10 protein-coding genes are annotated in these 12,619 nt (G+C 65.0%); 6 read left to right on the forward strand and 4 right to left on the reverse strand.

The annotated features are described in order from the left end of the window. Nucleotides 1-11 precede the first annotated feature (11 nt). Both CHB96_RS00470 and CHB96_RS00475 read left to right on the forward strand, forming a co-directional pair. Nucleotides 12-1,250 carry a saccharopine dehydrogenase family protein gene (locus tag CHB96_RS00470; RefSeq protein ID WP_089242625.1) on the forward strand — a complete coding sequence of 413 codons (1,239 nt, stop codon included), beginning with the start codon at nt 12-14 and terminating at the stop codon, nt 1,248-1,250. Then, nucleotides 1,247-2,623, forward strand: a complete 1,377-nt coding sequence (locus CHB96_RS00475; RefSeq protein WP_089242626.1) for a CoA transferase — start codon at nt 1,247-1,249, stop codon at nt 2,621-2,623. The genes CHB96_RS00470 and CHB96_RS00475 overlap by 4 nt, the downstream gene beginning before the upstream one ends. Here the strand turns inward: CHB96_RS00475 and proP are convergent. Beyond that, nucleotides 2,586-4,103, reverse strand: a complete 1,518-nt coding sequence (gene proP, locus CHB96_RS00480; protein ID WP_089242627.1) for a glycine betaine/L-proline transporter ProP — start codon at nt 4,101-4,103, stop codon at nt 2,586-2,588. The two genes, CHB96_RS00475 and proP, sit on opposite strands and share 38 nt — an antisense overlap. 215 nt (nt 4,104-4,318) lie before the next feature. On the opposite strand from proP, the gene CHB96_RS00485 reads away from it, so the two are divergent. Beyond that, nucleotides 4,319-5,362, forward strand: a complete 1,044-nt coding sequence (locus tag CHB96_RS00485) for a nucleoside hydrolase (protein WP_089242628.1) — start codon at nt 4,319-4,321, stop codon at nt 5,360-5,362. Here CHB96_RS00485 and meaB read toward each other — a convergent pair. The 3 genes from meaB to mutA are packed head-to-tail and all read right to left on the reverse strand — an operon-like array spanning nt 5,349 to nt 10,511. Continuing rightward, nucleotides 5,349-6,371 (reverse strand): methylmalonyl Co-A mutase-associated GTPase MeaB, encoded by a 1,023-nt coding sequence (gene meaB, locus CHB96_RS00490; RefSeq protein ID WP_089242629.1) that lies wholly within the window; start codon nt 6,369-6,371, stop codon nt 5,349-5,351. The genes CHB96_RS00485 and meaB overlap by 14 nt on opposite strands. A gap of 2 nt (nt 6,372-6,373) precedes the next feature. Then, complete coding sequence (gene scpA, locus CHB96_RS00495; RefSeq protein ID WP_089242630.1) at nt 6,374-8,650, reverse strand: methylmalonyl-CoA mutase; 2,277 nt, start codon at nt 8,648-8,650, stop codon at nt 6,374-6,376. Nucleotides 8,651-8,654: 4 nt separating this feature from the next. Further along, nucleotides 8,655-10,511 (reverse strand): methylmalonyl-CoA mutase small subunit, encoded by a 1,857-nt coding sequence (mutA, locus tag CHB96_RS00500; RefSeq protein WP_089242631.1) that lies wholly within the window; start codon nt 10,509-10,511, stop codon nt 8,655-8,657. A 218-nt stretch (nt 10,512-10,729) separates the two neighbouring features. On the opposite strand from mutA, the gene CHB96_RS00505 reads away from it, so the two are divergent. The 3 genes from CHB96_RS00505 to CHB96_RS00515 are packed head-to-tail and all read left to right on the forward strand — an operon-like array spanning nt 10,730 to nt 12,618. Further along, the gene (locus CHB96_RS00505) at nt 10,730-11,419 is read left to right on the forward strand and encodes a TVP38/TMEM64 family protein (RefSeq protein ID WP_176444053.1); all 690 of its coding nucleotides are present in this window, start codon (nt 10,730-10,732) and stop codon (nt 11,417-11,419) included. A 60-nt stretch (nt 11,420-11,479) separates the two neighbouring features. Further along, nucleotides 11,480-12,103: a hypothetical protein gene (locus CHB96_RS00510; protein WP_089242632.1), complete on the forward strand. Its 624-nt coding sequence runs from the start codon at nt 11,480-11,482 to the stop codon at nt 12,101-12,103. After that, a complete protein-coding gene (locus CHB96_RS00515; RefSeq protein ID WP_089242633.1) occupies nt 12,100-12,618 on the forward strand; it encodes a hypothetical protein in 519 nt (172 codons plus the stop codon). Before CHB96_RS00510 ends, CHB96_RS00515 begins: the two co-directional genes overlap by 4 nt. Nucleotide 12,619: the final 1 nt, after the last annotated feature.

Consider the following 12,619-nt stretch of genomic DNA (forward strand, 5'->3'; position numbering starts at 1 on the left):
TACTGTCCAGTATGACTACGCCACGCACACACGACATCGTCGTCTACGGTGCCACCGGTTTCGTCGGCAAACTCACCGCCGCCTATCTCGCCCGTCACGCCCCGACAGGTACGACCGTCGCACTCGCGGGTCGTTCGCTGTCGAAGTTGGAGACGGTTCGTCGCTCGTTACCGCCTGCCGCCGCGGAATGGCCACTGCTCCAAGCAGATGCGGCCGACGAGGCTGCACTGAAGGCGCTCGCGGAGAGCACGAAGGTCGTCATCACCACGGTGGGTCCGTACGCGAAGTACGGATTGCCGTTGACCACCGCGTGCGCCGAAGCGGGCACGGACTACGTCGACCTCACCGGCGAGGTTCTGTTCGCCCGCGAGAGCATCGACACCAATCACGAGATCGCCAGGCGTACCGGCGCCAGGATCGTCCACTCATGTGGATTCGACTCGATCCCCTCCGATCTCGGCGTTCACGTCGTGCACGCTGCGGTCGTCGCCGACGACGCGGGCGAACTGACGGACACGACCATGGTGGTCACCAGCATGCGCGGAGGGGTCAGCGGGGGCACCGTCGACTCGCTGCGCACTCAGATCGAGGTCGTCAAGAAGGACAAGAAGCTACGACGGCTTGCCGCGAGCCCGTATTCTTTGAGCCCCGATCGCTCCCGCGAACCGGATCTCGGCCGTCAGTCCGACGTTCAGCTGGTGAACGGCAAGGACATCGCACCGGGAGTACGCGGTTGGAAAGCGCCGTTCGTCATGGCATCCGCCAACACGCGCGTCGTCCGACGAAGCAATGCACTCCGAGACTGGGCCTACGGCAAGCAGTTTCGCTATCGGGAAGTCATGAGCGTCGGATCGTCGGTCGCGTCACCGTTGATCGCGGGAGCTGTGTCTGCCGGTCTCGGTGCACTGGTTCTCGCCCTGACCGTGGCACCCGAGAGGCTCCTCGACCGTGTTCTCCCGGCCCCCGGGAACGGGCCGAGTACGCAAGCCCAGGAAAGTGGACATTTCACGGTGGACATCTACACGAAGACGACCACAGGTGCGCGCTATCGCTCTCGAGTCAAGGCGCAAGGCGATCCTGGGTACAAAGCGACTGCCGTCATGTTGGGTGAGTCCGCACTCGCGCTGGTGCACGATCGGGACGAACTCCCAAACGCCGCAGGCGTACTCACGCCTGCCACCGCGATCGGTGATGCACTCGTCACTCGACTGACCGACGCAGGCTTCGAGATCTGGGCCAGGAAGGAATGACACTGCCGGACCTCGTCCGGTCGTACGACGACGCGCTCGACACCGATTCCAGCGCAAGTCGATTCACGGTCGGTGACTGGGGTTCGCTGCTCTCGGCCACGCTCCCCGTCACCGACCTCGCTGCTGGTTCGGTCGCCACGTTCGCGGCGGCAGTCGATCGGTTCAAGGCGGCCCACCGTCTTTCGACGCGGCCGTGGCACCTCGTCCCCGAACGCATCGCCGCGTCGTTCGCGGGTGACAAGATGCTGCGCATCGACGGCAACCCGGTGCGGGGGTTCGCCGAACTGTCCGGATTCTTCGCCAGCGCCGATGGTTGGGTACGCACGCACGCGAACTACCCGCACCACCGACGGGCACTGATCGCGGCGCTGGAACTGCCTGCCGACGCCGAGGTCGAGACGGTGCTGGGCCGACTTCACGAGTTACCGGGAGGTGAGATCGAGCGTCGGTGCGCGTCCGCGTCGGCCGTCGCCGTCCGAGTACGCACCGAGGCGGAGTGGGCACACGAGCACGGTGCGGTCACCGACCACCAGCTCGTCGAACAGTCGGTGGGAGCGCGTTCGTCCGGCCCTCGACCCGAGGCGGAAGCACAGGCAACCGATGGCGCCCCGCTGAACGGAATCAGGGTGCTCGATCTGACCCGCGTCATCGCTGGTCCGGTCGCAGGTCGAGCCCTGGCGTTGCTGGGGGCAGACGTACTGCGCATCGACCCGGCTCGGCTTCCCGAGATCGAGTGGCAGCATCTCGAGAACGGCCAAGGAAAGCGCAGCACCCTGCTCGATCTGCGAAATACTGTGGAAGAGGGCAAGTTTCGCACATTGCTGTCGCAGGCGGACGTCGTCCTGTCCGGATACCGCCCAGGTTCGCTCGAACGCGTCGGGGTGGACTCGCTCCCCTCAGGAATCGTCCATGGCCGGGTGTCCGCGTGGGGCGCGGGGTCATGGAGTGGCCGACGCGGCTTCGACAGCATCGTCCAAGCTGCCACCGGGATCTCGGTTCTCGAAGGAACCGCAGGCGCGCCCGGTGCACTGCCCGCGCAGGCCCTCGATCACGCCAGCGGCTACCTCTTGGCGGCCGCGACAGTCGACGCGCTGACTTCTCGGCGGACGGGCGGACCCGATCTCGACGTATCCGTCTCGCTCGCGCGGACAGCAGCATGGCTACTCGGGCGCGGCGGACGCGTCGAACATCCGCCTGCGTCGACCCTGCCTGCTTCGACGACGACCACCGTGCTGCACGGTGCCGTTCTCGCCGCGCGACCGGCATTGGCCGAGTTCGCCGACTACCCCGCTCCGGCTCGTCGATGGGGAGCCGACGAGCCGGCATTTCGGGTCGTCAGGATGTCGGCGCGGGGAGCTTCGAGACTTCCTTGAACAGCGTCTGCGCTTCCTTCGGCGAATCGACCTGCGGAGGTGATCCCTCGAGTGGCTGCGTCGCAGACTCCTTCAGGAATCCCACGGCCACGAGGCCGATGACGCCGCTGAGCATCAGATAGAACGCAGGAACCATGACGCTGCCCGTTGCGGACACCAGCGCCGACGTGACGAGCGGAGTCGTTCCACCGAACAGCGACACCGAGAGGTTGAAACCGATGGACAGCGCGGCGTAGCGGACCCGCGTGGGGAACAGCGCAGGCAACGTCGACGCACTGGGAGCGGCGAAGCACGCGAGAATCACGCCGAGGATCAGGCACCCGATCAACGGTCCGGCAAAGCCTGTCTGCTGAATCAGGAGGAAACACGGGATCGCGAGAACGATCTGAGCGACGGCACCGAACACGAAGACGGGCTTACGACCGATCCAGTCCGTGAGCCGCCCGACACCGACGATGATCGACACGACGATCACCATTGCAGCCAGAACAAGGATGTCGGCGCTGAGCTGTGAACGCCCGAGGACCTCGGTGAAATAGGTGGGGAGGTAGCTCGTGACCATGTAGTTGGACACGTTGTACAGCAACACGATTCCCATGCAGACCAGCAACGCGCGCCAATGTTGCGTGAAGATCTTGCCGATCTCCTTGGCTCCGCTCTCCTGCTCCTTGACCTTGTTCTCGTGGTCGTCGAGCTGCTTTCGGAATGCAGGAGTGTCCTCGAGCTTGAGGCGGAGGTACAACCCGATGATCCCCATCGGTCCGGCAATGAAGAACGGTATGCGCCAACCCCATTCGACCATCGTCGCGTCGCCGAGCGTCGCATTCAGAATCGTGACCAGACCCGATCCCATCGCATATCCGACGAAAGTGCCGAAGTCGAGCCAACTTCCGAAGAATCCACGCCGTTTGTCGGGTGAATATTCGGCGATGAATGTCGTCGCGCCGCCGTATTCGCCACCGGTCGAGAATCCCTGGACCAATCGCGCAACGAGAAGCAGAATCGGAGCCCAGATACCGATGGTGTCGTAACTCGGAATGAGGCCGACGGCCAACGTTCCGATGGACATCAAGATCATCGTGGCAGCGAGCACCTTCTGCCTACCGATGCGGTCACCGAGGGGTCCGAAGAACAATCCGCCGAGCGGCCGAACGAGGAACGCCGCAGCGAACGTCGCGAACGTGCTGAGCAGCTGAACACCGGGCGACGCGTCGGGATAGAAGACCTTGCCCAACGTCGCGGCCAGGTATCCGTACACGCCGAAGTCGAACCACTCCATCGTGTTGCCCAACGCAGCGGCCGACACCGCGCGCTTGAGCATGGGCTGGTCGACGACAGTGATGCTTTCTTCGGTCAACTTGGGCTTGCGGTGCATCAGCCGCGCGAACACGCCTCGCCTGAGATGCTGGACATGGTCGTGCCCCCACCGGGAATCTTCCGGTGGCGTTCGGGATGATTCGGAATCCTTCGCAACCGTCATTTACCTAACGTTAGCCAGAATAATGACCACCTTTCAAACTCCATGACGGCCGAATAGCCGGTATTGTGTGCATTCACGCTGGTCATCTGCTGGAATATCGAATTTGCCTTTGCCCCTTGAGGATTCGGTCTTTTCGGGCAATTCGGACCAAACGCGACAGTCGGTCTGTCCACCCCGACGCACGACTACCGGACACGAACCGGCACGATGGATCGGTGCGCACTCATACCGATTCGACTGTTCCCTTGATCGTCGACGTCGACACCGGCATCGACGACTCTCTCGCGTTGCTCTACCTTCTGGCGAGCCCCGAGGCCGACATTCTCTCGATCGCGTCCACCGCGGGCAACGTACCTGTGAACCAGGTCGCAGCAAACAACGTGGCCTGGCTCGACCTGTGTGGCGCCACCGACATCGAGGTCACCCTCGGCGCGCAGAAGCCCCTCGTCGCACCGTTGATGACGACAGAGGAGACACACGGACCGCAGGGCATCGGGTATGCAGAACTGCCCGTATCGACGCGTCCACTGTCCGACCGCGACGCCGCGACGGCGTGGGTGGAGATCGTCCGAGAGCGCCCGGGTGAGGTCACCGGTCTCGTGACCGGTCCGCTCACGAATCTCGCGACCGCGATCCGGATCGAACCGGAGCTCCCACGACTACTGAAACGACTCGTGATCATGGGCGGCGCATTCCACCACCCCGGCAACACGACACCGACGAGCGAATGGAACGTCGCCGTCGACCCCGAGGCCGCCGCCGAGGTGTTCGAGGCCTTCACCGGACTGCCCGATGATCGACTGCCGATCGTGTGCCCGCTCGATGTCACCGAGACGATCGAGATGTTCCCCGAACACATCTCGCGACTCGGCGAGCGTGCGGGAAGCTCACCGCGAGAGATCATTTCGGCCGAAGATCCGTCGACGACTCGCTCGACCGCGTCCAATCCCATCGTCCGTCACTTCTCGGACGCTGTTCGGTTCTACTTCGAATTCCACCGGGACCACGATCAAGGATTTCTGGCGCACATGCACGATCCGTTCGCGGCTGCAGTGGCTCTGAATCCGAGTATTGCGACGTATCGGACAGCGACCGTCGACGTCGAACTGGACGGAAAGCTCACGCGCGGAACGACTGTCGCGGACTACCGTGGAATGTGGGGCCGTCAGCACAACGCAGCCATTGCTGTAGCCACCGACCCCGCGGCCTTCTTCGACGACCTGATCGAGCGGGTCGGCGGGATGGCTACCCGGCTGTAGTGCGCTGATCCGGCGCCGCATCGAACGCGTCGAGCAGTTCCTGGGCTGCGAGCGCCGCGGTGAGGGAACCGTCGCGGACACGTTGCTCGACGTCGCCGCGGATCTGTTTCACGGCAGGGTTCTGGGCGAGGCGACGGAGAAGCTGATCGTTGACCATCGTCCATGTCCAGTCGACCTGCTGAGTGCGCCGCTTCTCGGCGAATTCGCCTGCGTCGGTGAGCACTTGCTGATGCTTCAGCACGGTGTTCCAGAACTCGTCCAGACCGACGCCTTCGAGTGCACTCATCGTCAGTACCGGCGGCGTCCAGATCGCGTCGTGCGGGTAGATCATCCGCAGCGCGCCCTGTAGCTCCCGTGCTGCGCCCTTCGCCTCGATGGCGTGCTTGCCGTCGGCCTTGTTGACCGCCACCAGATCGGCGAGCTCGAGCACGCCCTTCTTGATGCCCTGCATCTGATCTCCCGTGCGCGCCAGCGTCAGGAACGCGAAGCAGTCGACCATGTTCGCGACGGTCACCTCGGACTGCCCGACACCGACCGTCTCGACGAGAATGACGTCGAAGCCCGCGGCCTCGAGCAACACGATCGTCTCCCGCGTCGCCCGCGCCACTCCCCCGAGTGTCCCCGACGTCGGCGACGGCCGGATGTAGGCATTCTCCTGGACCGTCAGCCGCGCCATCCGCGTCTTGTCTCCGAGAATCGACCCACCCGTACGCGTCGACGACGGGTCCACCGCCAACACCGCGACCTTGTGTCCCTTGCCGATCAGATACATCCCGAGCGCATCGATGAACGTCGACTTCCCCACGCCCGGAACGCCGGTGATACCGACCCGGTGCGATCCACCGGCCTTGGGCAGCAGCTGCAGAAGCAGCTGCTGCGCGAGCTCGCGGTGATCGGTGCGCGTCGACTCGACCAGGGTGATCGCTCGGGCCAGACCTGATCGTTCATTGGCCAGCACCGACTTCGCTACCGCGTCGACGTCGATGGCGGATCTCTTCGGAGAACTCATGCTCAGGCGGTGGCCCCGTGCGGATCGGACCCGTGGCCGAGCTGCTCCGACAGCTTCTCCACCAAACCGATCGCCGCGTCGGCGATTACCGTTCCGGGCGGGAAGATCGCCGACGCGCCCGCCGCATACAGCTCGTCGAAATCTCCGGGCGGGATGACACCGCCGACGACGATCATGATGTCGGGACGATCCACCGCCGCGAGGGCTTCCCGTAGTGCCGGGACCAGCGTCAGGTGGCCTGCCGCCAACGACGACACCCCGACGACGTGCACGTCGTTGTCGGCCGCCTGACGTGCGACCTCCTCGGGTGTCTGGAACAGCGGGCCGACGTCGACGTCGAAGCCGATGTCCGCGAATGCCGTCGCGATGACCTTCTGACCACGGTCGTGACCGTCCTGGCCCATCTTGCAGACCAACACACGCGGCCGACGGCCCTCGTCCTCGGCGAACTTGTCCACCAACTCGGTCGCCTGGGTCAGGTTCTTCGCTTTGCCTGCTTCGTCGCGGTACACACCACTGATTGTCCGGATTTCTGCCTGATGACGCCCGTAGACCTTCTCCAGCGCGTCGGAGATCTCCCCGACCGTGGCCATCTTGCGGGCGGCGTCGATCGCGAGATGCAGCAGATTGTTCTCCAGCCCCGACTCGCTCGACGCCGCTGCGCGCGTCAGGTTCGCCAACGCTTCTTCCACGGCCGCCGAGTCCCGTTCGCCGCGCAGACGCTCCAGCTTCTCGATCTGTTCCTTGCGGACCTTCGAGTTCTCGACCTTGAGGACCTCGATGGTGTCCGGCTCGTCCGGAACGTACTTGTTGACCCCGACCAACGGCTGACGTCCCGAATCGATCCGAGCCTGCGTCCGTGCCGCAGCCTCTTCGATGCGAAGCTTCGGGATACCTTCGTTGATCGCCTGCGCCATACCGCCCGCCGCCTCGACCTCGGCGATATGCGCGCGAGCTCGGTCGGCGAGCTGGTGCGTCAGCCATTCGACGTAGTGCGACCCGCCCCACGGATCGATCGGACGCACCGTGTTGGACTCCTGCTGGATGAGCAGCTGCGTGTTGCGGGCGATGCGCGCGGAGAAATCCGTCGGCAACGCGAGCGCTTCGTCGAGTGCGTTGGTATGCAGCGACTGGGTGTGTCCCTGCGTCGCCGCCATCGCCTCCACACACGTGCGCGCGACGTTGTTGAACACGTCCTGCGCCGTCAGCGACCAGCCCGAGGTCTGCGAATGTGTGCGCAGAGAACGCGATTTCGCGCTCTTGGGCTCGAATTTCTGCACCAGTTCCGACCACAGCAGGCGCCCCGCGCGAAGCTTGGCGACCTCCATGAAGAAGTTCATTCCGATCGCCCAGAAGAACGACAGACGAGGGGCGAACGTGTCGATGTCCATGCCCGCGTCGAGTCCGGCGCGGATGTACTCCACGCCGTCGGCGAGGGTGTAGGCGAGCTCCAGATCGGCTGTCGCGCCGGCCTCTTGGATGTGGTAACCCGAAATCGAGATCGAGTTGTACTTCGGCATCTTCTCGCTCGTGTAGGCGAAGATGTCGGAGATGATCCGCATCGACGGCTTCGGCGGATAGATGTAGGTGTTGCGGACCATGAACTCTTTGAGGATGTCGTTCTGGATGGTCCCCGCCAACTTCTCCGGCGGCACACCCTGCTCCTCCGCCGCCGCGACGTACAGCGCCAGAATCGGTAGCACCGCACCGTTCATCGTCATCGACACCGACACGCTGCCCAGATCGATGCCGTCGAACAGCTGACGCATGTCGTAGATGGAATCGATTGCCACACCGGCCATTCCGACGTCACCCTGCACACGCGGATGATCGGAGTCGTAGCCGCGGTGCGTCGCGAGGTCGAACGCGACCGACAGACCCTTCTGACCGGCCGCAAGATTACGTCGGTAGAACGCATTCGATTCCGCGGCCGTCGAGAAGCCCGCGTACTGACGAATCGTCCACGGCTGATTGACGTACATCGTCGGATACGGCCCGCGCACGAACGGCGGCGCACCCGGATAGCTGTCGACGGGATACCCCTGCGCCTGCGCCTCGTCGCGGTCGGCCTTGGTGTACACCGGCTTGACGTCGATCCCCTCCGGGGTCGACCACACCACCTGATCTGCGGTGTAGTTGTTCGCCGTAGCACCCGCCGCGATGTGCGCCGTCGCCTCGTCCGCCGACGGCGCCGCAGGTACCGGCTCGTGCGGATCCTTCAGCGGTACATCGGCGAAACTGCCGATCGTGTGCGAGATACGCGAATCCTGAGTGGTCATGGCCCTACGCTCCCAATGTGTCGAGTAGCTCGGTGAGGACAGCGACCGCATCGACCTTCGCAGTCAAGAAGCCGTCGGGACGCTCGTCGCCGGTGACATCGGCGAAGATCTTCTCCGGACCCGCGAGCAGAACCCGCTCGATGCCCGCCGCTCGCAACGCACCCACCGCCGCCGCGGCCTCGTCGGCATACCGCTTGTCCGTCCCGCACACCACCGCGACCGTCGCGCCCGACGAACCGACCGCACTCGCGATCGTGTCCACCGTCAACGGGCCGGGGTTCTCGGTGTGAATACCGCCCGACGCAAGCAGATTCGCGGCGAACGTCGTCCGCACGTTGTGCTCGGCCACCGACCCCAACGGCGCCAACACGATCAACGGCCTGCGATCGTGCTCGGCGAGATACGCATCGGATCGATCACGCAGCGCCTCGAACGCAGCCCCGTACCGCGCCACCGTCGACACAGGCTGCGGAGGCAGCGGCGCCTCAGCCAGATTCGGAAACTCGTTGACCCCCGTCACCGGTGTACGACGGTGTGCGATATCGGAATCACGCAGCGTCTTCGTCTCGGCGATCTCGCCGGCGACGAAGCCCGACTCCAACGCCGACGCGTACCCGCCGTTCGCCTCGATCGACTGCGTGAACTCCCACGCCTTCGACGCGATCTCATCGGTCAACTGCTCGATGTACCACGAACCCGCACCCGGATCGAGCACACGCCCGAGATGGGATTCCTCCAGCAACAGCAACTGCGTGTTCCGAGCGATCCTGGCAGCGAACGTCTTCGACACACCCGCAGCACCGCCGTCGATCGCGACATCGAACGGCAACACCGTCACCGCGTCCGCCCCGCCGACGCCCGCACCGAACGCCGCCAACGTGGTCCGCAGCATGTTCACCCACGGATCACGCTGAGCCATCATCGCTTCCGACGTCACCGCATGCTGCGGCGCACCACCGTCAGCCGGAGCACCACACACCTGCGCGACGCGCGCCCACACCACCCGAGCCGCACGGAACTTCGCGATCGTCTGGAACTGATCATCAGTCGCCGCGAACCGAAACTCGATCTGTCGCAGTGCCTGCCCCACCGGAAGACCCGCATCGGTCAGTGCACGCAGGTACTCGAGCCCGACCGCGACGGCTGCGCCCACCTCCTGCGCGTCACTCGCGCCTGCATTGTGAAAGACCGTGGCGTCCACGGTGATCGACCGCACGGTTTCTGCTCGCGCCGCGGAACGCACAGCCAGTTCGACTGTCTCCCCCAGTTCGGCAGCGTCCGTTCCGGCGAAACGAGCCGTCAACGCAGACGCACCGAGACGCACATCGACCGCAGCTTTGTCCGAGACGGTGATCCCATCGAGAATTCCGAAGACCGCCTCGGCAGCAGCACCTGTCTGCGAACCTGCGTCCAACACCACCGGCGCCAGGTCCCACAGCACCCCGTCCAGGGCGTCCGCCAGCGCATCGACAGCCAGATCGGAACCCCCGACCCGCAGCCACAGCGCGCTCACGCCGTTGTTCAAACCGTCGAGAATCGATCCGTTCACCACAGCCGCATCCGACTGCCCGACGCCGTACCGTGCACTGACCTTCCACCCGGCATTGACGTCACGACCTGCATCACGACCGCGGACGAACGGGAAAGCACCCGGCAAAGGCCGGTCCGCCACCTCGTCCTGCGCGTCGTACAGCGGCGAGACGGTCACACCGTCATAGGTCCGCGTCTCCAACAAGGACTCCGGATTCGACGGCAGGTCTCCGACGTCGACGCGACGAGACTTGGCCAGCACTCCGGCCACCGCCTTCTGCCACGCCACGTGCGCGCTACGCGCTGCGTCCTCCTGTGTAGCACTGGACACGATCTGCTCCTCGATTCGACCGGCGAGAGCCGATCGACAGTAGGCGACTTGTGTGATGTTAACCGCGACTGATCCGACAGTATCGTGAGGAACACCTCACGTTCGCGGGGGTAGCCTGCTTTCGCGCGAACGTCACACCTGCGCGCGTGGACATCCCAGCGGCACACGCGTCGCGGTGATCGCTGCACATCGCGCGTGCGCAGGTAGTCTCGGTGAACGTGACGAAGCGACTCCGCGATCCAAGGCTGATCGGACTCGTCGTTCTCGTCGTCGTCCTGGCCGCCGCAGCTCTGATCGCTCCGCACCCGTCCATGTCGCAGGTGCGTGAGTGGGCGCAGTCCATCGGTCCGGCTTTCCCTCTCGTGTTCTTCGCGGTGCACACCGTCGTCACCATCGCCCCGGTCCCCAGAACGTTGTTCACGCTGTCCGCGGGCGTTCTGTTCGGTCCGCTGGTCGGACTGACCGTGACGATCGGGGCCACCACGCTCAGTGCGGTTCTCGCGTTGCTGCTGGTGCGCGCGGTGGGCAGGGATTGGTTCGCTGCACGAATGACCCATCCTGCGATCCGTGCGGTCGACGACAGCCTGCTTCGACGCGGGTGGTTGGCGGTCGGCTCTCTTCGCCTGATCGCACCGGTCCCGTTCTCCGTCGTCAACTACTGCTGTGGGGTCTCGTCCATCGGGGTGCTCCCGTTCGCACTGGCTACGGCCGTCGGCGTCGTACCGGGAACCATCGGGATCGTCGTTCTCGGAGACGCACTGGGCGGACACACCGATCCGCTGCTGCTGGCCCTGTCCGGCGTGTGCATCGCCGTGGGTGTGATCGGTCTCGTCGTCGATTGGCGGTTGTCGGTGGCGTCGCGCACGTCGACGGGCACCGACAACACCCCGTCAAGCCTGGATGCTTGATTTCCTATAGTCAAGCTTTCAGCATTGACTTGCTGCAATCCAGTCTCTAGCCTTGTCTTCATGTTCGTACTGACGATCGACCAACGCGGCAGCCGCCGCGACGTCGACCGAGTCGAGGAGCTCCTGCGCACCATGCAGGATTCCCGGCTGGTGCGGCCGTTCGAGCGAACCGCAGGCGACGAGGTGCAAGCAGTCGCGTCCGACCCGCGCACCGTCGTCGACATAGCCCTGGCACTCGTCCGCGACGGCAGCTGGAGCGTCGGGATCGGAGTGGGACCGGTCGAACTGCCGCTACCGCAGAGCACGAGGGCAGGACGCGGGCCTGCTTTCGAAGCCGCCCGCGACGCGGTGACCCGGGCCAAGAACGCCGCCGCGTCCGTCGCGATCACCACCGCGGACGCCGACGCCGACACTCGACGCCGTGACGCCGAGACAGCGCTGACGCTGATCGCCATGCTGATCACCGACCGCACCGAGCAAGGGCACGCTGCCGCGGACCTCATGGCCGAGGGGCACACCCAGAAACACGCAGCCGAACTCCTGGGCATCACGAAACAGGCCATGTCTCAGCGTCTGTCGGTGGCTCGGTGGAACATCGAGGCAGACGGACGAGCGCTCGCCGAACGACTGCTCGCCGAACTCGACGACACTTCGCACGGACAGGCATCCCAGGGGGACACATGATGGTTGCGACGTTGATACTGCTCGGAGCAGCGGCAGGCGCAGGCGTCGTACCTGCCCGCGGACCGATTCCCTACTGGCTGCCCACCGGGGCGGCCACGACGCTGCTCGCTCTGGCAGCGATCACGGGAGCGAACACTGCCCCGGCAACGGGATTCGCGATGGCAGCTGCATACGTGCTGACCGTCGCCGCATCGGTGACCGGTGGATCTCCCGTCGTCACCGTCGTCTTTCGCCTCGCACGTCGCTCCGACACTCCGGCGCCCGACGCCGTGACCCAGCCGCTGCACGGCGGCCGCACGATCGGAGTCCTCGAGCGGAGCGCCGTCGCCGCATCGATACTGGCCGGCTGGCCGGAAGGCATCGCGATCGTCCTGGCAGTCAAGGGCCTTGCTCGTTACCCCGAACTACGAGGAGCTCAGGCGTCGGCCGCCTCCGAACAGTTCATCATCGGAACGTTCACGAGCGTCATGTGGGCCGTCGCCGCCTGCGGCGTGGGTCGCGCTCTCGTGACGTGAT

Origin of the sequence: Rhodococcoides kyotonense (genome assembly GCF_900188125.1) — a bacterium.
In the GTDB taxonomy this organism is placed as follows: domain Bacteria; phylum Actinomycetota; class Actinomycetes; order Mycobacteriales; family Mycobacteriaceae; genus Rhodococcoides; species Rhodococcoides kyotonense.